The organism is Neglectibacter sp. CSJ-5, from assembly GCF_032490475.1.
In the GTDB taxonomy this organism is placed as follows: Bacteria; Bacillota; Clostridia; order Oscillospirales; family Acutalibacteraceae; genus Hominenteromicrobium; species Hominenteromicrobium mulieris.
Window position 1 is genome coordinate 75,112 of the sequence record NZ_JAVYJC010000002.1, and the last position, 20,608, is coordinate 95,719.

General features: G+C 52.9%; 20 protein-coding genes. 4 read left to right on the forward strand and 16 right to left on the reverse strand.

Going from position 1 to position 20,608, the window contains the following annotated elements:
• Positions 1 to 200: 200 nt before the first annotated feature.
• From abc-f to R2K26_RS15435, 3 genes are read left to right on the forward strand one after another with little or no spacing between them, the layout of a single operon-like run.
• Entirely contained in the window at positions 201 to 2,129 is a 1,929-nt protein-coding gene (abc-f, locus tag R2K26_RS04440) for a ribosomal protection-like ABC-F family protein (RefSeq protein WP_316518962.1), read from the forward strand.
• Positions 2,130 to 2,148: 19 nt separating this feature from the next.
• A complete protein-coding gene (mtaB, locus tag R2K26_RS04445) occupies positions 2,149 to 3,441 on the forward strand; it encodes a tRNA (N(6)-L-threonylcarbamoyladenosine(37)-C(2))-methylthiotransferase MtaB (RefSeq protein WP_308448349.1) in 1,293 nt (430 codons plus the stop codon).
• Positions 3,442 to 3,459: 18 nt separating this feature from the next.
• Positions 3,460 to 3,609, forward strand: a complete 150-nt coding sequence (locus tag R2K26_RS15435) for a DUF2087 domain-containing protein (protein WP_396897226.1) — start codon at positions 3,460 to 3,462, stop codon at positions 3,607 to 3,609.
• A gap of 59 nt (positions 3,610 to 3,668) precedes the next feature.
• Here the strand turns inward: R2K26_RS15435 and R2K26_RS04450 are convergent, their stop codons facing one another.
• The 4 genes from R2K26_RS04450 to R2K26_RS04465 form a co-directional block, all read right to left on the reverse strand.
• Positions 3,669 to 4,508: a putative manganese transporter gene (locus R2K26_RS04450; protein ID WP_316518963.1), complete on the reverse strand. Its 840-nt coding sequence runs from the start codon at positions 4,506 to 4,508 to the stop codon at positions 3,669 to 3,671.
• 139 nt (positions 4,509 to 4,647) lie between these two features.
• Complete coding sequence (locus tag R2K26_RS04455) at positions 4,648 to 4,902, reverse strand: DUF6171 family protein (protein ID WP_316518964.1); 255 nt, start codon at positions 4,900 to 4,902, stop codon at positions 4,648 to 4,650.
• Positions 4,902 to 6,365, reverse strand: coding sequence for an alpha-N-arabinofuranosidase (locus R2K26_RS04460; protein WP_316518965.1), 1,464 nt, complete (start codon positions 6,363 to 6,365; stop codon positions 4,902 to 4,904). The genes R2K26_RS04455 and R2K26_RS04460 overlap by 1 nt, the downstream gene beginning before the upstream one ends.
• 101 nt (positions 6,366 to 6,466) lie before the next feature.
• Complete coding sequence (locus R2K26_RS04465; protein WP_316518966.1) at positions 6,467 to 7,573, reverse strand: D-TA family PLP-dependent enzyme; 1,107 nt, start codon at positions 7,571 to 7,573, stop codon at positions 6,467 to 6,469.
• A gap of 129 nt (positions 7,574 to 7,702) precedes the next feature.
• Between R2K26_RS04465 and R2K26_RS04470 the strand changes: the two genes are divergently transcribed.
• Positions 7,703 to 7,954: a hypothetical protein gene (locus R2K26_RS04470; RefSeq protein WP_316518967.1), complete on the forward strand. Its 252-nt coding sequence runs from the start codon at positions 7,703 to 7,705 to the stop codon at positions 7,952 to 7,954.
• 106 nt (positions 7,955 to 8,060) lie between these two features.
• Here the strand turns inward: R2K26_RS04470 and R2K26_RS04475 are convergent, their stop codons facing one another.
• The 12 genes from R2K26_RS04475 to R2K26_RS04530 all read right to left on the reverse strand — a co-directional run bounded on the left by R2K26_RS04475 (position 8,061) and on the right by R2K26_RS04530 (position 20,603).
• Positions 8,061 to 8,306: a hypothetical protein gene (locus R2K26_RS04475; RefSeq protein ID WP_316518968.1), complete on the reverse strand. Its 246-nt coding sequence runs from the start codon at positions 8,304 to 8,306 to the stop codon at positions 8,061 to 8,063.
• 36 nt (positions 8,307 to 8,342) lie between these two features.
• Positions 8,343 to 9,740 (reverse strand): MATE family efflux transporter, encoded by a 1,398-nt coding sequence (locus R2K26_RS04480; RefSeq protein ID WP_316518969.1) that lies wholly within the window; start codon positions 9,738 to 9,740, stop codon positions 8,343 to 8,345.
• A gap of 244 nt (positions 9,741 to 9,984) precedes the next feature.
• Positions 9,985 to 11,556, reverse strand: a complete 1,572-nt coding sequence (locus R2K26_RS04485) for a sugar isomerase (protein ID WP_316518970.1) — start codon at positions 11,554 to 11,556, stop codon at positions 9,985 to 9,987.
• Positions 11,557 to 11,558: 2 nt separating this feature from the next.
• Positions 11,559 to 12,521: a glycosyltransferase gene (locus tag R2K26_RS04490; protein ID WP_316518971.1), complete on the reverse strand. Its 963-nt coding sequence runs from the start codon at positions 12,519 to 12,521 to the stop codon at positions 11,559 to 11,561.
• Entirely contained in the window at positions 12,487 to 13,500 is a 1,014-nt protein-coding gene (locus tag R2K26_RS04495) for a glycosyltransferase family A protein (protein WP_316518972.1), read from the reverse strand. The genes R2K26_RS04490 and R2K26_RS04495 overlap by 35 nt, the downstream gene beginning before the upstream one ends.
• The gene (locus R2K26_RS04500) at positions 13,460 to 14,671 is read right to left on the reverse strand and encodes a polysaccharide pyruvyl transferase family protein (protein WP_316518973.1); all 1,212 of its coding nucleotides are present in this window, start codon (positions 14,669 to 14,671) and stop codon (positions 13,460 to 13,462) included. The genes R2K26_RS04495 and R2K26_RS04500 overlap by 41 nt, the downstream gene beginning before the upstream one ends.
• Entirely contained in the window at positions 14,652 to 15,671 is a 1,020-nt protein-coding gene (locus tag R2K26_RS04505; protein ID WP_316518974.1) for a glycosyltransferase family A protein, read from the reverse strand. Before R2K26_RS04505 ends, R2K26_RS04500 begins: the two co-directional genes overlap by 20 nt.
• Positions 15,664 to 16,677: a glycosyltransferase family 2 protein gene (locus R2K26_RS04510; protein WP_316518975.1), complete on the reverse strand. Its 1,014-nt coding sequence runs from the start codon at positions 16,675 to 16,677 to the stop codon at positions 15,664 to 15,666. Before R2K26_RS04510 ends, R2K26_RS04505 begins: the two co-directional genes overlap by 8 nt.
• Positions 16,613 to 17,857 carry a glycosyltransferase gene (locus R2K26_RS04515; RefSeq protein ID WP_316518976.1) on the reverse strand — a complete coding sequence of 415 codons (1,245 nt, stop codon included), beginning with the start codon at positions 17,855 to 17,857 and terminating at the stop codon, positions 16,613 to 16,615. The genes R2K26_RS04510 and R2K26_RS04515 overlap by 65 nt, the downstream gene beginning before the upstream one ends.
• Positions 17,858 to 17,885: 28 nt before the next feature.
• Positions 17,886 to 18,596, reverse strand: coding sequence for a glycosyltransferase (locus R2K26_RS04520; protein ID WP_316518977.1), 711 nt, complete (start codon positions 18,594 to 18,596; stop codon positions 17,886 to 17,888).
• Complete coding sequence (locus R2K26_RS04525) at positions 18,593 to 19,504, reverse strand: glycosyltransferase family 2 protein (protein WP_316518978.1); 912 nt, start codon at positions 19,502 to 19,504, stop codon at positions 18,593 to 18,595. The genes R2K26_RS04520 and R2K26_RS04525 overlap by 4 nt, the downstream gene beginning before the upstream one ends.
• Positions 19,470 to 20,603 carry a glycosyltransferase family 1 protein gene (locus R2K26_RS04530; protein ID WP_316518979.1) on the reverse strand — a complete coding sequence of 378 codons (1,134 nt, stop codon included), beginning with the start codon at positions 20,601 to 20,603 and terminating at the stop codon, positions 19,470 to 19,472. The genes R2K26_RS04525 and R2K26_RS04530 overlap by 35 nt, the downstream gene beginning before the upstream one ends.
• Between the last annotated feature and the right edge of the window lie 5 nt (positions 20,604 to 20,608).

The window sequence follows — 20,608 nt, forward strand, 5'->3', positions numbered from 1 at the left end:
AGTAGTGTTATTATACAACAGTTTTCGGGGAAAAATCAAGCGAAACCGTATACTTTTTTCTATTTTGACCTTAAAATCGGAAAGAAACGTCAAATCTCTGCGATTTTCGCCCGCAGGGCGTGATTTTGTCCTGGTTTTTGCTTGATTTGAAGGCTATCTTTCGGTATAATAAAACGGAATATGAACCGAGGAGAACAACTATGGCAATACTTACGGTGAACAGCATAAAAAAGATGTTCGGCACCGATGTGATCATTCAGAATATTACATTTGAAGTGCAGAAAGGCGACCGTATTGGCCTTGTAGGCATTAACGGCTCCGGAAAGACGACGCTTTTCAAGGTACTGAACGGAGAATATACGGCGGACGAAGGCACCTTTACCCCGGCGCGCGAAACGTCCATCGGCTACATGGAGCAGCATGTTTGCCGCGATATGGAAAAACCGGCATTTGACGAAGTGATGACGGTGTTCGCGCCGCTGCTCAAAATGGAAGCAGAGATAGAAGTGCTCACGACGAAAATTTCGGAAATGCCGGAAAACCTTAACGAGCTTATCGAAAAGCAGGCGGAGCTAAACGATCGTTTCATCGCAGACGGCGGCCTCACCTGCCGCAACCGTGCAAAAAGCACACTCATCGGTCTCGGCTTTGCGCCGGAGCAGATCTATGCTCCTATCGGTGTTTTGAGCGGCGGACAGAAAGCGAAAATTCAGCTCGCAAAAATGCTGCTCGGCGAATCGAATTTGCTGTTGCTGGACGAGCCGACGAACCACCTTGATATTCCGTCTGTTGAATGGCTGGAGGATTTTCTGAAGAATTACAACGGGTCGTACATCGTTATTTCGCACGACCGTTATTTCCTTGATGCTGTGACGAACCGCACATTTGAGATTGAAAACACGCATTTGACAGAATATAAGGGCAATTATACGAAATATTTGCAGCTGAAAGAAGAAAACCGCCTTGCGATGCAGCGCGTTTACGATAACACCCAGCGCGAGATCAAGCGCATAGAGGGTATCATTGAGCAGCAGAAGCGGTTCAATCAGGAGCGCAACTATGTGACGATTGCGAGCAAGCAGAAATCCATTGACCGTTTGCAGGCGACGCTTGAAAAGCCGGAGGATGATCCGGATACCATCAAATTTCAGTTTAAGGCGAGCCAGCGCGGCGGCAATGATGTTCTGGAAGCGGAAGAGCTTGCCCTCTCATTCGGCGACCACAGGCTCTTTAAAAATGTGAATCTCGATATCAAACGCGGCGAAAAGGTGTTCCTCATCGGCCCGAACGGCTGCGGAAAAACGTCTTTGCTGAAAGTGCTGTTGCACATTTATAAGCAAACCTTCGGCGATTTCCGCTTTGGCGCGAATATCGACATCGGCTACTACGATCAGGCGCAAGGCAATTTAGATGAGAGTAAGACGGTCATCGATGAGATCTGGGATCTGCACCCCTACATGACGCAGACGCAGGTGCGTAGCGCATTGGCGGTGTTCCTTTTTAAAGGCGAAGACGTGTATAAGCCCGTGAAAGGGCTTTCCGGCGGCGAGCGTGCGCGCGTGCTGCTTTTAAAGCTGATGCTTTCCAAAGCGAACCTTTTGATCCTCGACGAACCGACGAACCACCTCGATATCGGCTCCTGCGAGGCGCTTGAAAACGCACTTTTGGGCTACGATGGCACGCTGTTCGTCGTTTCGCATGACCGTTATCTTATCAACAAGCTTGCGGATAAAATCTACTATCTCACCCCTTCCGGCACAACGCTGTACCTCGGCAACTACGACGCATATCTTGAGGCCCGTCAAAAGCAGGAAGCCGCAAAAGCCGCTGCCGAAGCGGAAAATGAAAACGCTGTGCCGAAAGCCAATACAGTCTATAAACAAAAGAAAGAGCGTGCCTCTGAAATTCGGAAGCGCCGTGCCGCACTTTCGAAATGCGAGCGCGAGATCGAAGCGGCGGAAGCGGAAATTGACACGCTGAACGGGCAGCTCTCCAACCCCGAGACGGCGAGCGATTACGAAAAAATGATGGAAATCACGAATAAGATCACTGAGCAAAAGGCGCTTGCGGACAGCCTGATGAATGACTGGACGGAGCTGACGCTTTGGCTGGAAGAAAACGACGTGTGACGAAAGGAAATTAAAATATATGATGAAAGCAAAGGTCATCACCCTCGGCTGCAAGGTGAACCAGTATGAATCGGAAGCGATGCTCTCTTCCCTTTTGCAGCACGGCTTTGCCGCAGCGGAGGACAAGGAAACGGCGGACGTCGTAATCCTCAACTCCTGCACGGTCACGGCCGAAAGTGACCGCAAGGTGCGGCAGATTTTTCGCCGCGCGAAAAAAGATAACCCGGATGCCGTTATGGTGCTGACGGGCTGCATGGCACAGGCGTTCCCGGAGGACGCAAGGCGACTGGAGGAAGCCGATATTATCCTCGGCACCTCGAACCGCAAGCGTCTGGTGCCGGATCTGTTGGCGTTTCTTTCTGCACGCCAGCGCATCATCGACATTGCGCCGCACACGAACGATGAAAAATTTGAGAATCTCAATGTGGAGAACTTTACAGGGCGCACGCGTGCATTTGTGAAGATTGAAGACGGGTGCAACCGCTTTTGCTCATACTGTATCATTCCCTATGCCCGCGGCCGTGTGCGCTCGAAGCCGCTTGAAGACCTCAAGGCGGAGCTTGCGGGGCTTGGCGCGAACGGCTACAAAGAAGTGGTGCTGACGGGCATCAACCTTTCGGCATACGGACAGGAGTTCGGTCTGCATCTGTGTGACGCCATTGAAGCGGCCTGCGCTACGCCGGGTATTGAGCGTGTGCGCCTCGGCTCCTTGGAGCCGGAGCAGCTTTCGGAAGACGTGATCCGGCGCATGGCAAAGCAGAAAAAGCTGTGCCCACAGTTCCACCTCTCCTTGCAAAGCGGCTGCGATGCGACTTTAAAGCGCATGAACCGCCACTACACCGCAGACGAATACCGCACCATCGTGCGCAACCTGCGCGCAGCGTTTGAAAATGCTGCCATCACGACGGACATCATGGTCGGCTTCGCGGGCGAAACGGATGAAGAATTTGCGGAATCTTTGGCGTTTGCAGAAGAGATCGCATTTGCAAAAGTACACGTGTTTGCCTATTCCCGCCGCCCCGGCACCCGTGCCTATGACATGGGCGATCAGCTGACGAATGCCGTAAAGGAAGCGCGCAGCCACGAGATGATCCGCGTGACGACCGCAACGCAGCAGGCGTTTTTTAAAGCGCAAATCGGTCGCACGGAGGAAGTGCTTTTCGAGCGCGAGATTCAAAAAGGCGTTTGGGAGGGCTATTCCATGAACTATACACCTGTTGCGGTGGCAAGCGGTACGTCCCTTGCGGGCGAGATTCGCTCTGTGCGCATTGAGAGCTGCACCGATACGCACTGCATGGGTGCCGTGTTGTAAAGTTCACCTCAAGAAGTTATCAACACATGGACGTGCTTCAAAGATCCCGCTACCCTGCGCCGCGAGCTTTATAACAAATATCTTTTAGACCGCGAAGCGGACGGCAGCCGATACCGTAAGCATGAGGAAATTCCCTCTCTATCGGAATTCATCGAGAAATACATGTAAACAAAAACGACCGAAAGCGCTGTGCAAAGGCTTTCGGTCGTTTTTGCATATATTTAAGTCTAGAAAATCAAATTTACAAGCATGCCGGTCACGACGGAGCAGGCGTACAGCGTACCGACGATGGCAAGGTTCTCTTTTACGCGGTGGTTTGTGCGGAACAGCACGACAAGGCCCACGCCCGCACCGGCGCATAAGCCCGCCACGCAGGAGCCGAATTGCAGGCTGCCCAGCGTGAACAGCTCCGTTAAGATCACGGATGCCGCACAGTTCGGAATGAGTCCAATGAGCGCCGTCAGGAACGGCTGAAAGACGCTGCCGTTTAAAAGTAAGCCGGAAATGCGGTCTTCCCCGATAAAATAAATGGCATAGCCGAGCACGAGGTTTACGACGAGGATAAAGAGAAAAATGCTGATTGTGTGGTGCAAGGCGGAGTGCAACAGGCTGTGGTGGTCGCAGTCGCAGTCCGCGCACAGCTCCTCAAACGGCTTCTCTTTTTTAGGGTGGAAAAAGCGCTGTAAAATGAGGTCGGCCAGAAAGCCGAACACGATGCCGGAGGCGACTTTGATGAGCAGCATCGGCAAAATGTACTGCATCTGCTCCGGGTGTGAGAACAGAATCGGCAGGGCTTCATCGCTTGTGGAAAGGAACACGGCGAGCAGTGTGCCGACTGTGATGATGCGTCCGGCGTAGAAATTTGCTGCCGCCACGGAGAAGCCGCACTGCGGCACAACGCCGAGGAGCGCGCCGCCGATGGGGCCGAATTTGCCGAGCTTTTGCAGACCGCGTTCCATTTTGCTGCTTGCACGGTGCTCTAAATACTCAATGAGAAAGTACGCGGCAAACAGAAACGGCAGCGTTTTTAACGAATCGATGAGTGCGTCGAGAAAGACATCCAGCATAAATAAATCCTTTCAAGGTAGAGGTAGCCCGTCGAAACGACGGGATTGCGATGCCCGAAAACACAAAAAGTGGTATACAGGCTTCGAGCCAGTATACCACAATTTTGCCGGATTGACAAGTAAAAATCAGAACCGATTTTTACCAGATTTCTGCGTTTTTTGCGCAATGTTGGCGCACTTTTGCTGCCCGTACCTCTACAAAGCAGCCGCACAGCGCACACATGCCGTTGACTAAGTGGTCGCATGATGTGCATTTTTTCAAACGGTCTTTGTAAAGTGCATCCGGGGTTTTCTGCTCCGGGGGAATGTTTTCGATATATTCGTAGATCGAGTGAAAATAATCTGTGTCGCTGAGGTCTTTCAGCAAACACCGCCTGCAGGGAATGCGTTCCATCAGGAGACCGTGATTTCCATGACGGCACACGCCGGAATATTGAAGTGCAGGTTGTTGTTTTCAAGCGTCAGCGCGTCGAAATCCGTAATATTGACGTCTTCGGGATGGTCGAAGTCGTTGTATGCGCCGATGGAGTTTGTCAAAATGCGTGCAGATGCCGTATTGTACTTCTTGCCGGTCAGCGCACAGTCGATCGGGTACGCGGTGTCGGCGGAAATGTTCGCGAGCGTGATATGCACGACGCCGTTTTCGTCTTCCGAGGCGGAAACCGTGAGGTTCGGTACGCCGGCGTAGACCCCCTCCGTTTCGAGGTGGCTATTCAAAAGCGTTGCATCGTGATGGTGCTTATAAAGATCGAATACATGATATGTCGGCGTAAGCACCATTTTCTCTCCCTCGGTGAGGATGACGGACTGCAAAACGTTTACAAGCTGTGCGATGTTTGCCATGACGACGCGGTCACTGTGTGCATTGAAAATGTTCAGCGTTACAGCGGCGACAATGGCATCGCGCATGGTGTTCTGCTGATACAGGAAGCCCGGATTTGTGCCCGGTTCCACATCGTACCATGTACCCCACTCGTCTACGATCAAGCCGACTTTGTGCTCGGGATCGTAACGGCTCATAATCTCCGTGTGGCGCGTGATAAGCTCTTCCATGTACAGTGCCTTGCGAATAGTCTCGTAATACATGTTGGTATCAAAGCCTGTTGCAGCTGTTTTCTTCTCCCATGTGCCCGGCACGGTGTAATAGTGTAGGCTGAGGCCGTTCATGTAGTTGCCTGCAATGCGCATAACCTCTTCCGTCCAGTTGTAATCGTCGGAGTTCGGGCCGCAGGCGATGCGGAACACGCGGTTGTCGCCGTAATTGCGGACATAGGTCTGGAAGCGGCGGTAGAGGTCGGCATAATAGGACGGGCGCATGTTGCCGCCGCAACCCCAGTTTTCGTTGCCGACACCGAAGTATTTCACCTTCCACGGTTCGGCATGACCGTTTTTGGCGCGCAGGTCCGCCATGGGCGAAACGCCATCAAACGTCATGTACTCCATCCACTCACTCATTTCCTGCACGGTGCCGGAGCCTACGTTGCCGTTGATGTACGGCTCGCAGCCGACCTGGCGGCAGAACTCTAAGAATTCGTGCGTGCCGAAGGCGTTATCTTCCACAACGCCGCCCCAGTGCGTGTTGACCATCTTTTTGCGTGTTTCCTTGGGGCCGATGCCGTCTTTCCAGTGGTATTCATCCGCAAAACAGCCGCCCGGCCAGCGTAGCACCGGCAGCTTAATAGCTTTCAGCGCTTCCACAATATCGGTGCGCATGCCGTTTACGTTCGGAATATCACTGTTTTCGCCGACATAAATGCCGTTATAAATGCAGCGACCGAGGTGCTCGGAAAAATTGCCGTAGATATTGCGGCTGATTTTGCTTTTCTTTTCGTCAGTATGAATGGAAAGTTTTGCCATTTCAAAAATTCCTCCTCGTAAAATCGGCGATAAGCATCACCTTGTGTATGTTCAATATAGCATACGAGAGTACGAGTGTCAAGAGTTGTACGTACAAATATTTATCGGCGCGCGTCGACCGTCCAATGCTCTGTGATGGCGTGGTTTTCCGCGACGAGCACTTCGCTGTACAACGCCGTCGTTGGGCAGATGTGCGTCGGGATCACGTAGAAAACGTCACCGATCTTCGGACGCTCGTTTTCAAAGCCGGGCTTCATGCGCCATGTCCAGTGCTCTTCGCTTTGAAACATCGGCTCGGCGTTTTCAAGGCCGACAACTTTGCCGCGCACACCGGGCGGGTCGCTTGCGATGCCCTTGCAGCCGAGGTCAAATGTAAACACGCCGAGCGCCGGGTGACTGATGACACGCGTGCAAACAGCTGCGGCGGGGATGTACGGCAGGTCAGGATAATTTTCTTTGTAGCTGCTGTCCCACAAAAACACGGTGCCGGGCGACAAAAAGATATCCGGGTTTGCGGCGTGACATGGGAACGACGGACTGCCGCCCGCGATGATCATCGGCACCTCAATGCCGTCTTCGCTGAGTGCATCGAGCACATCGGCAATGCTTTCCACCATGTCCGTCACCTCGGCTTCGCGATCCATGAGGTCGGTGGTGTGCACGTGGCCGTCATAGCAATGCAGGCCGCTGAATGGAATATTTTCGGACGGATTTTCGAGTGCTGCTTTGATGAATTCGTAAAGATGCGCCGTTTCCACGCCGGTACGGTTCATACCCATGTTGACATCCGCAAACCAGCCGAGCACAGCATTTTGCTTTTCGGCTTCGGCTTGAAGCGCATTCAGGCAGCTTAAATCATCTTCCAGCGCGTAGAAATGCGTTTTGGGGAATTCTTTTACGAGCGAGATAAACGCTTTGATGTTCGGCCCGACAAGCGGGTAGGCGAGCAAAATGTGCTCTGCCCCGCATTCGGCAACCATTTTGACTTCCGCCAAAGTCGCGCATTTGAAGCGGTGAATGCCCATAGCCTTCTGCATTTCGATCATCTTTTTCATTTTGTGCGACTTCACGTGCGGCCACAGTCGCTCTGCCCCGCCGGCGATTTCGATTGTCTTGCGGGTATTTCCGAAAATTTCGTCTTTATAGTAGATCAAAGCGGGCGTTAAAATGTTCTCTACGCCTTGTATCGTATAGAGCTCAGTCTGCATTTGTGCAGTCCTCCTCAATTTTTTTATTATATTCAGTATACGCTGGTAAAATTGCCCTGTCAAGCCTTGATAAGTTCTGCATGCAGCTGTAAAATTATGCTGATTTCCTATGATTGGGAGGTATGCGTTATGATTTTGTTTCGTCATGCGCAGATTTATGGCGGCACGGGCCAAAAGTCGTTTTTAGGCGATGTTTTGGTAAGAAACGACCGCATTGCGGAAGTTGGGCAAAATTTGGAGGTGCCGGAAGATACAGAAATTTTGGAGGCAGACGGCAAGCTGCTCTGCCCCGCCTTTATCGATATTCACCGCCATGCCGATGTGCAAACGCGGATTTTTCCGGCAGAAGCGAATTTGCGAGTGGCCTTTGACGCAGCATGATCGGCGGCGAATTTGCTGTAAAGGATGATGCTCTTACGAGCGCTGCCCCCGGCGAGTTTTTACACGCCGGAACAGGGTCAGGTTTTCGCACGCGATGCGATTACGATTAGCCGGCAGTCGCAAACGGCGCGACGAAGCTGCTCGGCGAGCTGTTCGGCGAAGAGATCGGCATTCCTTCCCGCTCCGCGGTCGGCATGAACGTGCTGCCGGGCAATCTGCCCATCGAGATCGAAGCGATTTTTGGGCTGTACGAATAATTAAAAATCGCATAAAAACAGCACCACGCAAAGAGCTTTACGGTTCTCTGCGCGGTGCTTTTATGTTCTATCAGAGAAAAAACGGGTCTGCACACAAAGAAGCTGATCCGTTTTTCTGTACGAAATAGGGCTTAAACCTGCACATCTGCCGGTTCGGGCACATCGTCGTTGATGATGGACTTCTTCTTCCAACGGCCCATGCGGAACGCGATGGAGGTGAGCACGGCGCCCATGACCCAGCTTGTGAGCAGGGAGATGAACAGCGCATCTGCAGAGTGCATCAGTGCTGCGAGGCCGTATGCGATCGGCACACGGATAACGACGGTCGTGATGAGGGAGATCCACATTGGGGTCATCGTATCGCCCGCGCCGCGCATAACGCCGGAAAGGATCTGCGTGACGGCCATTGCAATGTAACCGATGGCGAGAATGCGCATCATGTGCATGCCGGTATCAATGACTTCCGGCGTGCTCGTAAACATTTCCATGAGATAACGGCCGAAGAATAGGATCAGCGCAACAAGTACCACGGAAACGGAAAGGCCGAGCTTTAAGCCGTCCTTTGTGCCCTTTTCCACGCGATCCAAACGACCTGCGCCGATGTTTTGGCCGGTGAAGGTCGTCGTTGCCGTGCCAAAGGTGAAGTTCGGCATCATGGCAAAGCCGTCCACGCGCATAACAACGGTGGAAACCGCGATGATCGTGGTACCGAAGCTGTTTGTAAGGGACTGCACGACCAGCATGGCGAGCGAGAACACCGCCTGTGTGAGACCGCTGGGCAGACCCAAACGGATGAGCTGGAACAAAAGCGCTTTTGTCGGCCACAGGGTGCGCCACGTGATGTGCAATACGTCACGCATTAAGAGCAGACGCACAAGACACAGGATGCCGGAGACTGCCTGCGAGATGATGGTTGCCCACGCAGCGCCCGCAACGCCCATTTTAAAGCCCGCGACAAACCAGATATCCAGACCAATGTTCATGCCGCATGCCACGAGCAGGAAAATGAGCGGCATGACGGAATCGCCGAGGCCGCGCAGAATGCCGGAAATAATGTTGTAATATGCGCTGCCGAGAATACCGAGGAAATTGATGATGAGATAATCACACGACATAGTGTAAATATCCTGCGGTGTTTGCAGTGCAGACATGATCGGGTGTGTAATGAGCGGGCCCACGACCATGACGAAGATGGAAACCGCAAAGGTTGCCGTGATCGCCGTACCTACAGAATGCGAAAGTCGCTTTTTGTCTTTTGCACCGAAATACTGCGACGCCATGATGCTGGCACCGACCGATACGCCCATGAACAGTACGAGCAGCAGGTTGATGATCGGGCCGCTGGCACCGATGGCGGCCAACGCGCTGTCACCCACATAATTGCCGACCACGATGGAGTCCACCGTGCTGTACAGCTGCTGCGCCAAGTTGCCGATGAGAAGCGGTGTGGAAAACCGAATGAGATTTGTCGCCGGGTTGCCCACCGTCATATCCTGCGCTCCGAAAAATGCAGAGAGCTTTCCTGCCATAATAAAGAATATCCTCCTCGCCCTGAGATATACTCGAAATTTGGTGATTTTGCAAGCATATAGCCTTACAAAATCACTTGTGTTTTATTGTTTCCGAATATTCTCCAAAAGATTTAACGCTTAACAGTATATCAAAAAAGGCGAAAGAGGTCAATTAAATACAAAGAAGATAATTAAATTTTGGTATTTTGCCGAATTTAATGGTTGATTTATAGCGAAATTAGCAAACAATTTCGTCAGAGATTCATAACGCGGAACGGTGTGTGAAAATGTGCTTCTCCCCTATTTTGCGGCGAATGTATTGGCTTTTTTGCAGAACGGTCATTGCCGTTCTGCGCCAGATGGCGAAAAGAACGCGGCGGGCATCACAATCCAGCGCAGAGCCGAGCACGGTAAACAGCAAAAGGCTGAATATGCAAAATACGGCGGCTGATAGGAGCAGTGCGGGATATGAGTTGAGTGGAAGCGGCAAAGCTTTTGCGAAAAACCACAACAGAACGAACAATACCCCGTTGCACAGGAATTTTCGGTAAGTATGCTGTGCGGGTGCATGCAGCAGCTTGTGGGACGCGTAGAAAATCATATCGTTCGTGCGATACAAAAGCGCTACGATTGTCCCGATGAGCACGCCGTACATGCCAAGCGGCACCACAAGCAAAAGCGATATGAGAAGATTGATGACGGATTCGATGACGGAACGGTTCTGCGTTTTTTGAAAATGCCCGGCGTATTCGATGACGCGCTGCGCGGCTGCACGTCCGTTTGAAAGCAGGTACGTGCAGACAAAAAGATGCGGCAAAACGGGATCGAGATACGAAATATCCGTCACACCGGCGGTGTAGAGCTTCAAAAACGGCAGAATGAACACATCCGCCGTGAGATACAGCGCAAATGTGAGCGCCATATTGTATGTTTCAAATGCGCGGTAAAGCCGCAAAAAATGCGCGCGGTCGGTGTGATAGGTTTGCCCCAGGACGAACGACACGCTGCCGTTTATGGCGGAGACCGCCGTGCCGACCATGCCGAAAAGCATCACGTACATGGAGTAGACGCTCGTTGTTTTTAGTCCGCAGACGACAGAGAGCAGTAAAACATCGGTGTTTTGAAAGATGAGCCCGGAGATCTGGTGTACGAGCACGGCACGGTGCTGCGCGGTGGCAGTTGTATCGGGCGGCACGGCGCGGTTAAGCCAGCTATACTGTTTTTTGGCGTAGAGTGTGAGCAGTGCGGTTTGCAGTAAGCCGCACAAAAAGCAGAGCAGCTGTACGGCGATGAGCGAAAGTCCGCAAATTAGCAGTATGATTTTGCCGATGCTGATGGAAACAGTTAAAAGCAGGTTGGCGTTGATGAGCACGTATCCTCTGCCCTCTGCCTGCAAAAGCACGCGGTATTTTGCCTGAAACAGAAAGCGCACGGCTTGTCCCATGCCGCCGAGCAAAACCGTGAGCAATACGGTAAAAAACGGCAGTTCGGTTTTGATGAAAAACGGAAACAGCACGGAAAGCCCGCAAACGAGTGCGGCGTAAGCGATGCCGACTTTGGCATATTCCCGGCGAATCGCATTGAAGATACCACTGACGGCGGCTCTGTCCTGTTCGGCGGCGGGTTTATAAAGTGCCTGCAGCGCTGCCGTGCCGATACCGCTTTCAAGCAGGTCAAGATACACGAGCGCCTGCTGTGTAGCGGAGAGCAGGCCGTTGGCTTCGGAACCGAGCTGCACGAGCACGAGCCGCGGAATGATAACGCCGAGTGCGACGGAAACAAACTGGCTGAAAAGCCCGGAAAAGGCATTGAAAAAGCTCCTTTTGGCACGCATGGCTACTTTACAAACACGTCGCATAGCGTGCGGATGATGCGCTGATCCCGCCAGCGCAGATAGCGGCAGCCCGCGTGCCAGATGGTGCGCAAAGCGGGTAAGATGACACTGCCGTCCTCCGGCAGGTCCTTGAGCAGCTGCGGCGAAACGGCGGCGTTTGCCTCGAGTAATAGTGCGAGCAGCTCCGGGTCTTCCGTTTTCAAAAAGCGCTGGGCGTAAAAATCCGCCTCACGCATCAGGCGGTCGCAGCACAGCGTGTGAATTTCCGGCAAGTCTTTTTTCTTTGAGAGCTTCAGCTCAGCGATGAGCCCGCGCAGATAATCTTTGGTGCAGGCGAGCGTGATACGTTTATTGGAATGCGTGCCGTTGTAGCGGTAAACCACGTCGGGCACGGCGTAGTATTCTTTGGCTTTTAAAAGCGTGCAGAGAAGAAAAATGGGATCTTCATAGACACGCAGCGGCGGAAATTGCAGCTTGTTTTCAAGCAAAAAATTGCGATTATAAATAAAGCGGGCGAAAAAACGGTCGAGCGGCTCATCGCAGGCGTTATGAAAGCCCTCCTCCGTGAAAACAAACATGGGGTGCACATCGTTCCCCTTGGCTTTTTCAATAGAGCCGCCGCAGACCATGGCACCGCTTTTTTCGGCGGCAGCTAAAAGCGTTTCGAGCGCATACGGGCCCGGATAGAGATCATCGGCATCGAGAAATGCAATGTACTCCCCTTTTGCCTCCGCTATGCCCTTATTGCGCGCCATGCCTGCGCCGGCGTTTTTCTGCGTAAGGCACCGCACGCGGCCGTCTCTGCGCTGGGCGCTCGTTAGAACGTCTGCGGAATGGTCTGTGGAGCCGTCGTTGATGCAGAGAATTTCTATATCTGTGAGCGTCTGCATGAAAACGCTGCTAAGTGCCGTTTCGAGGGTGTCTTCCGCGTTATAAACGGGCACGATCACCGAAATTTTGCACATAGTTCTTCCCTCCTTCATAAAACTTAAAGCACAGCTTGTGCAGCACAGTGCGGTTTCGTCGATAGAGCTTTTTAATATCGCGAGTGACGGCACCGTACTTTTTCAAAATGGCATATTGTTCCTGCAAAAGCACTTTGTTCCGAAAATCGATTGCCGTGTAAAAGCGCTGCAAGGCGTATCGCTTTTCGATCTCGTCTAAGCACTTTTGGTACTCGGCTTCCGGCATTTTGATCTGCTTAGCGGTTTGAAGCAAGATCGTCTCGTGCTCTGCGATGCGGCGCAGCTTGTCGGTTTCGGTCACATCTCCCGCAGACATGCCGTTTTGATATTTTACATAGCCGTAAAGCGGTTCGTCTAAAAAAGTGTGCGGAAATTTGTAACACACCGGCAGCATGAGCTGATAATTCTGCCCGCGCCGCGCGGGGTAGATCATGCGGTTCGGCACGGCTTCATCAAAACAGCGCATGCGGATCATGTGGCAGCCGGCGCACACCATGCCTTCGCCGCGCAGAAGATACCAAAACTGCATGAGTTCAAAACGGTGCGAAAACCGCGCAGCCTCGCGGTAGAGCGGCATTTTGAGGTCGCTCTCGTCAAAAACGAAGGCGTCACTGCTCACCGCGCCGCACGCCGGGTGCTGCAGCAGGTACGTAGCGCGTTTTTCAACAGAGCCCGGTAATAAAAAATCATCCGGATCTGCCCAGCAGAGAAAATCACCGTGTGCGTGGAGCAGCCCCGTCTGTATCGCGCCGCCAAGCCCTATGTTTTCCTGCGTCACCACAGTATACTGCACGCCGCTTTCTTTCAAAATCGTCTCGAAGTTTTTCAGCAGCTTTGCCGTATCGTCTGTCGAACCGTCATCAATGCAGATGAGCTCCAACGGGCGGTAAGATTCGCTTATTACGGAGCGCATGAAGCGGTCAAGTGTTTTTTCACAGTTATAGCACGGCAGAAGCAGCGTTACGAGAGGTTTTTCCATCTTTTCCCTCCTGCAAAGTGCGGCGAAACGCTTTTAAAGCGTCTTCATATGCGGCCGTTTTGGCACGCAGCGTTTCGGTGATCTCCGGCGCGTGGCTGCGTAGGCGTATCCACCTGCGCGTGACGGCAGTTTCATCCGCAATGTTTTCAATGGGCAGCACATAGGGCGTATCGACACCGAAAATGTCTTCTGCAAGGCCCTTGGCTTTTACAGAATACCCGAGTGCGAGCGTGGGTACGCCGGAAGAATACGCCGCGATGACAGCATGTGTGCGCGCGCCGATGAACGACGAGCACAGCGCAATAATCGATTTAAGCTGCGACGCGCTTTGGTCTTTGATGAGGCACACGCGGCCGCTGCCTTGAAAGGCCGCGTATAATTCTTTAAGCGGATCGCGGTCATCATTGCCGTTTTGCACGGCGTGCGGGATGAGCGCCACGGCACTGTCTGTTGTGCGCAGGATTGTGCCAATCAGCGCGATGAGGTTATCCAAAATAAGCTTTGCATTTCGTGCACGGCGCAGTAAAAGCGGGCTTACATTGATGCCGACGGTGTTGTGCGGCTGAAACACTTCCGGAATCTCCGCACCGCGCGGCTCCAGCAAGAAAGCGGAATCCGGGCAAAAGGAGACGTTTCGCAGCCCGGCGCTTTGCAGCGCGTGCAGCGTTTGTGTCTCGCGCGCTGTGATGCGGTCAAATGCGGCGAGGTCACGTAGCAGAGCCTTACTGCGAAGAAGCTTCGGTTCAATCGAACAGCCGAGCAGTATGCTGCCGCCTGCATAGCGCCGTGCGAGGTTGTGCAGCCGAATGTGCTTTTGCATATCTTCGTAGCAGTACACATCGCCGCCGATAGAGACGAGAATATCGTCGCGCGTGAGCGTTTGCAGCGCGGCACGGTACGGCAAGACATCGAGCGGTGTGTAATCGTTTAAAAGCTTTAAGCGCAGATAGGCGCTCCAAAATGCGGGCGAGCTTTTGCGGATCACATCGCTTCGCGCGGGGCGCACATCCTGCACAACGAGCGGGCGCGCTACGCCGTATCTGGCATCTTCCTCCGGCGCTTCGGAAAGCAACACCGTGCGGCCGGGGCCTAAAAGCTTAGAAACGGTGCGCACAAGCGCTTCGCACCCGTGGTTTGCGCTGCCGATGTGGTCATGCAGAATGTAACGCACGCGTATTCTCCCCTTTCAAAATCGATTTTGCGTGTTTTGCGGCGCGGTATGCGGCAAGATGCAGCTGCAATGCGGGCAGATTTTGCTGCTTTAAGCAGTGCACGATGCACCGAAAAACGCCGTGAAGCTCCGCTTCGGAAAGCAGTGCGCAAAGCGCTTTATCTTTCATGATCTCTTTGGCTTTCGTGATGGGGTCAAGCCCGATATCCGGCGCGTAAAAAACGGAGAATGCCGTGTATGCACTGAGTTTTTTGCGAAAAAACGGCTTAAATTCCATGTGCTTTTGCTCTGTGATGACCCAGTGTGCAATCTCTTTTTGCAAAAGGAGCTGCTTAAAGTGGTCTGCTTCCCGGCGCAGCGGGTGCGCGGCGTATTGCATGGCACAGTGTGGCGTGAGGAGTACGCGGCTGTTTGCGCGGTAAAGCTGTACTAAAAATTGCAGATCCTCAGCAAGCGTCATGGATTCATCAAATACAGCGTCGACGGAAAGAATTTTCTCGCGACGCAGAAGCTTGTTCCAAAGATAGCCGAAATACCCGGTTTCGTACTGTGCTTGCATGAAGCAAACAGGAAGCGTTTCGGAATCTATGAGACCGTATTTTGGTAGTGTTATGCGGGTAATCTCACCGTTTAAATCCATTTTTAGGTAGCTGCCCATGAGAATGTCTGCGTCGTTTGACTGCGGCTCATGCAGGGCTTTTTCGAGAAAGTTCAAAAGCGGCAGGTCGTCGCTGTCTACAAACCACACCCACTTTCCGGTGGCGGCTTCCAAAGCGAGGTTACGTGCGCGGGAAACGCCGCCATGGTGCTGCGCGAGTACCGTGATACGCGCGTCTGCGGCTGCAAAGCGTTCTAAAATGCGGCGGCTTTTATCGGTGGAGCCATCGTCTACGGCAAGCAGCTCAAAATCGCGAAACGTTTGGGTACACAGCGTGGAAAGCGTTTTTTGCAGATGCCTTTCCTCATTATAGACGGGCAGAATGATGCTGACTTCAGGCATAGTGCTCTCTCCTTTGCAGCCACAGGCACATAAGCGGCGTGCAGCGGTATTGCATGCACAAAAGCTGTACGGCAAGTTTAAACGGAATATGTCGCACGGGTCGGTTTTGCAGCGCACGTTTCAGCGCTTCGTCGTTTAAAATGCGGTCGATTTCCGATTTTTGTTTGACCTTTGGCAAAGCACAGACTCCGCCGAGTGCGGCGCAGGCATAATGAATGATGTGTAGGTCGAGTTGACGGCTAAAATCGTATTCCGGGCAGTTTTGAAACAGTGCGCACAGCTTTTGATGCATACGCTTGTAGCTTTCCCACGCATCTGCTTTGTGCGTTGTGGTGATGCTGCCGGGGTTGCGGTGGTACTCGTAAAGCCCTTGGCCCTTAAGATAAAAGAACGAAGCGGCGTGGTATCCTGCACACGCGCTGAATAGATTATCTTCGGAATATCGCACGGTTTCGTCGAACCGCAGGTCGTGTTCTTTTAAAAACGATGTACGGTATAAACAAACGCACACGGATAAAAGCGGGCCGTATTCGAGATTGTCGCGCATGATGAGCTGCGGAAATACGCAGCGTTTGATTTTACGTTTGTCGTAATACCCGCCGTGAAGCGATGCAGAGCGCAGCGTGGGCGGCTTGCCGGATTCTATGCGTATGAGGTCGCAGAACACAAAATCACAGTGATACTGCTCAATCTTCTGCAAAAGCGTTTCAAAAAATGTCGGCGATACGGTGTCATCGGCATCGACAAAGCCGATGAATGCCCCGCTTGCCGCAAGCAGACCCGCGTTTCGCGCACTGCTGAGGCCGCCGTTTGGCTTATGCAAAATGCGTATGCGGCTGTCCTCTTTTTTGAGCCGCGCGCACAGTATGGAGCTTGCATCGGTAGAGCCGTCATCGATAAGTAAGATTTCAATGTCGTGAAAGGTCTGTGCGATGAGGCTTTTAACGCACCGCTCGAGATATTTTTCGGCGTTGTAGATCGGCACAATGACGCTGATCTTCGGCATAACTTTCCCTTCCTTCTGCAAATCTCAGGATTTTCTCCGCTTCTTTATACTGTGTGAAATCGGTGCTGCGACAGGCGGCTTTGAGTGCTTCTTGTTTTTCGTTGTCTTGGATCAGCGCGGCGAGAGTATCTGTAAAACCGTCAAAATCAAGCGGCGCGATCATGCCGTCTGTGCCGTCTCGCAGCTGGCTGTGTGCGGTGGAAAAATTCGTGATGATGACAGGCTTCCCGAGCAGCTGCGCCTCCCGCACGGCGACGCATTTGCCCTCATAAACGGACGGCTGCACGTAAATGTCGCACATACGTATGTAGGGGTACGGGTTCTCCTTTTTGCCGAGCAGCACGACGAAATCTTCCATATGCACAGCTTGAATGGCTTCGCGAATTTGGGCTTCCCGGTCGCCGTAGCCTAAAATGTACCACTTAACGGAAAGGCCGCGCTTTAAAAGCACTGTGCAGATTTTCGGAATGGCTTCAAAGTTTTTCGCTTCACAAAACCGACCGACGGAAAGCAGCACGGTCTCGCCCGCTTCGCGATACATGCCGGCAGCCGGCAGCAGCGATTTGCGCTCGATGAGCTCGCGCGCAAGGCAGTTTTCGACCGTGACGGCTTTTTGTGAAAACGCAGGATACATGCGCCGAAAGGCTTCCGTGCAGCTTTCGGAAACACTGACGACATAGTCTACGTTCGTATACACACGGCGATCAAGCTTTGGATTTGGGTGTTGTGTGGCGTAATCCGTGTGGTTCCACGCGACTTTGTACTTGGCGTTTACCTTGTGCACAAGCGTATCGGCGACGCCGAGGTACTGCGCGGCAAGATCATACTCGCCCGGGATATTCGGCAAAAATGGCTGCAAAAATGCGGAGATATACTGCAAGTGCGTCCATGTGCCGGTGGGTTTTCGCATGAAAGTACCGTACAAAAAAAGCGCGAGCTTTGCGAGTAATCGTGCGGCTGCAAATCGCAGTCTGCCATGTTTTACCAGCGACAAGATCGGCTCTGTATAAGCGTGGTATGCAGGGATTTCCGGCAGCAGACGCACATATTGCGGCAGGTCTTTTATGAATTCTCCCTCGCGGCGGTACAGAAAAACGGAGACCTGCACGCTTTTGTTTTCGAGCGCTTCCAACAGTCCGATAAGGCTGCGCTCTGCCCCGCCAATCTCCAAAGACGGCAAAATAAAAAGCAGTTTTTTCGGTTCCGTTTTAAACGCCGCCTTTCACTTTTTCTTTGATACGCGGATGGTCGGCGAGCAGGCGATGCAGCGGGCGCGTGAGCTTGCTGCGCAGCACGGTACGGCGGTTCATCCAGCTTTTGGCGTACCAGTGCACGGTGTAGGTGCAGTCTGTGATATAAAGCCGCCCCGTGGCATCCTCGTAGGGGTTAAAATACGCTTTGGGAAAGACGGCTGCGCCTTGCACGGTTTGTCGCTTGCCGTTTGGCTTTAAGCCGCATTTTAAAAGCGCCTGTGTGTTGAGCTGCGGGCAGCCGATGACGCCGTGCTTGCCGTCGAGCAGGGGTGCATATTGCTCCAGCATGAAGTGCACGAGCGGATGGTGTTTTTCTGCGCCGAAGCCGAGGCCGGTCGCAATCATACGGTCGGTCTCAAAGGCAAAAAACGCGTGCTCGCTGCAAAGCGGGTCCAAACTGCGCACGAACTCGACATCTACATCAAAGTAAAAGCCGCCCACGTTTTCGATGATCTGCAAGCGGGCGTAATCGGCGAGAAACGCGTACTTTTTCTCTTTACAGCACATTTCGGTGTAACCGTTTTGGTGAACGTCAAAGTTATCTTCGTTCCATTCCAAAATCGTATAGTCCGGGCAGTGCTTGCGCCAACTCTCTATGCACTTTTTGGCTTTGTCCGGCAGTGGTGCGCGACCAAACCAGCAGTAATGGATGATTTTCGGGATCATACAGCCTCCTTTTGCGCTTTGCGTTCGGTGCGCGCGGCCATCAGGCGGATCAAAACGGAAAGCCCTGCGCCAAGCGGTGTGCACAGCATTGTAAGTACCTTTTTCGGTGAGCGGAGCATCAGTGTGGGTTCTTTCGCGAGAAAACACGCGGCATCGTAATGGATACTGTCGAGCACCGTGCGCGTTGCAGCAGCCGGGTACGTAAGGCAAAGCTGCCGCCAATATAGAAAGCCACGCGGGTTTTTGGCGTATTGCTTCCACATGGTGTGCGAAGAACCGTCTTCTAAATACGTCACGTGGCACAGCACGCGATTTAAAACGGCGAGTTTGTAATCGCGGTCGATCAGCCGGTATTTTGCGGCGAGCGCCACGTATTTTTCATCTGAAAACTCCGGGTACGGCGGGTATTTTCGGATGATGTCGGTACGGTACACGAGCTTTTTGTCGCCTTTGCCGCCGCCCGCATAGTAACTGCTGAGCGTCGTTTCGGTGAGATCCGGCGGAAAGCCGGTGCCAATAAGCTTGCCGTTTCCGTCGTCATCAAGCCCGATGAGCCCGGCGTAATTCTTGCTTTTTATCTGTGCCCAGCGCTTTTCAATTTGCTCTACGGCATCCTTTGCCAAACGATCGTCGGAATCAAGGCAAAGGTTCAGCTCGGTCTCGATGTGTGCATAAGCGGTGTTGTGTGCAGCGTGCATGCCGCCGTTTGGACGGTATAGGTAACGGATGGCAAATGCTTTCTCCGCCTGCATCCAGGCGGAGACCAACGCGGCGGTGCGGTCGGTGGAACCGTCATCTACGATGAGCCATAGGAAGTTTTTAGATGTTTGCGCTTTTAATGAGCAATATGCTTCCGGCAGCGTGTGTGCGCGGTTATACGTCGGCGTAAACACGGTCAGCAGAACCATGTGCGGTTTCCCTCCTTCTTTGGGCATCCTTTTGCAGATAATACGCAGTGAGCATACGTGCGTTTTCACGAATATCGAAGCTTTGCAGTACAGGCGGCGCGGCGCTGAGCACCTTACTTTCAGCCAAAATAACCTCCGCCCACTTAGAAGGCGGTGCGGAAAGCGGAAGCTGCCGTGCACGCGGCGTTTGAAGACAATCCTTCGGTACACCGTTGGAGACAAGGCACGGTAGCCCTGCGGCCTGCGCTTCCAAAACGGCGAGTGGCATGCCCTCGTACAGAGACGGCATACAAAATACATCCATTGCATGCAAAAGTGCCGGAACATCTTCCCGCACGCCTAAAAACAGCACATACGGTGTAAGACCGAGTGCGGCGGCGCGGTTTTGTACGGCTACCCGCTTTTCACCGTCGCCGACAAACAGCAGCTTCGATTTTGTACCGCATGCGCGCAGACTGTGCAGGACATCCAAGAGGAAAGTTTGGTTTTTCTCTTTGCGAAACTGCCCCACATGCCCGATGAGAAGTTCTTCTTTTGTGATACCGAGTGTGCGCCGCATGTCTTCGCGCATGTTTTTATCAAAGCGGAATTTTTCTGTATCGATGGCGACCGGCAGCACCAAAAACGGCGCACTGCCGAACATCCAGCGCCCGGCATCTTCTCCGCAGGCAAGCAGATCGGTCGCGGTACGCGGAATGATGCGCTTATACAGACTTTTTATTGGATACTTGAAGTCGTGTATCTGATTTGTGGTGTGTGCGTGAGCAATGCGTACAGGCACGCCGTGCTGCTTGGCGCAACCGAGCACAACGCCGGAAAGACAATCAAGATGGGCGTGCACAACGGTATACGCCGGGTGAGCGGAGAAAAATTTGTGCAGTGCATGGCGGTATGCGGGGCTGAACGGGTTTTGCCGCGGCACGGTGAAAACTTTGCCGCCGAGAGAGTAAATCTCTTTATCGTACGCGCCTTCCCGTGCGCGGTGCGTCAGAAAATCGAACTGCACGCGTGTGCGGTCTATGTGACGGTAGTAATTCATCAGCATCGTTTCCAGTCCGCCGCGGTCCATGCAGGTGACAACCTGCAAAACACGAAGCATAACGG

Bases quoted from the DNA above. Each gene is read 5' to 3' on its own strand.
- R2K26_RS04520 (WP_316518977.1), bottom strand. From the start codon at position 18,596: ATGATCCCGAAAATCATCCATTACTGCTGGTTTGGTCGCGCACCACTG.
- mtaB (WP_308448349.1), top strand. From the start codon at position 2,149: ATGATGAAAGCAAAGGTCATCACCCTCGGCTGCAAGGTGAACCAGTAT.
- R2K26_RS04530 (WP_316518979.1), bottom strand. From the start codon at position 20,603: ATGCTTCGTGTTTTGCAGGTTGTCACCTGCATGGACCGCGGCGGACTG.
- R2K26_RS04455 (WP_316518964.1), bottom strand. From the start codon at position 4,902: ATGGAACGCATTCCCTGCAGGCGGTGTTTGCTGAAAGACCTCAGCGAC.
- R2K26_RS04480 (WP_316518969.1), bottom strand. From the start codon at position 9,740: ATGGCAGGAAAGCTCTCTGCATTTTTCGGAGCGCAGGATATGACGGTG.
- R2K26_RS04525 (WP_316518978.1), bottom strand. From the start codon at position 19,504: ATGGTTCTGCTGACCGTGTTTACGCCGACGTATAACCGCGCACACACG.
- R2K26_RS04450 (WP_316518963.1), bottom strand. From the start codon at position 4,508: ATGCTGGATGTCTTTCTCGACGCACTCATCGATTCGTTAAAAACGCTG.
- R2K26_RS04470 (WP_316518967.1), top strand. From the start codon at position 7,703: ATGATTTTGTTTCGTCATGCGCAGATTTATGGCGGCACGGGCCAAAAG.
- abc-f (WP_316518962.1), top strand. From the start codon at position 201: ATGGCAATACTTACGGTGAACAGCATAAAAAAGATGTTCGGCACCGAT.
- R2K26_RS04505 (WP_316518974.1), bottom strand. From the start codon at position 15,671: ATGCCTGAAGTCAGCATCATTCTGCCCGTCTATAATGAGGAAAGGCAT.
- R2K26_RS04465 (WP_316518966.1), bottom strand. From the start codon at position 7,573: ATGCAGACTGAGCTCTATACGATACAAGGCGTAGAGAACATTTTAACG.
- R2K26_RS04495 (WP_316518972.1), bottom strand. From the start codon at position 13,500: ATGGAAAAACCTCTCGTAACGCTGCTTCTGCCGTGCTATAACTGTGAA.
- R2K26_RS04485 (WP_316518970.1), bottom strand. From the start codon at position 11,556: ATGCGTGCCAAAAGGAGCTTTTTCAATGCCTTTTCCGGGCTTTTCAGC.
- R2K26_RS04490 (WP_316518971.1), bottom strand. From the start codon at position 12,521: ATGTGCAAAATTTCGGTGATCGTGCCCGTTTATAACGCGGAAGACACC.
- R2K26_RS04510 (WP_316518975.1), bottom strand. From the start codon at position 16,677: ATGCCGAAGATCAGCGTCATTGTGCCGATCTACAACGCCGAAAAATAT.
- R2K26_RS04460 (WP_316518965.1), bottom strand. From the start codon at position 6,365: ATGGCAAAACTTTCCATTCATACTGACGAAAAGAAAAGCAAAATCAGC.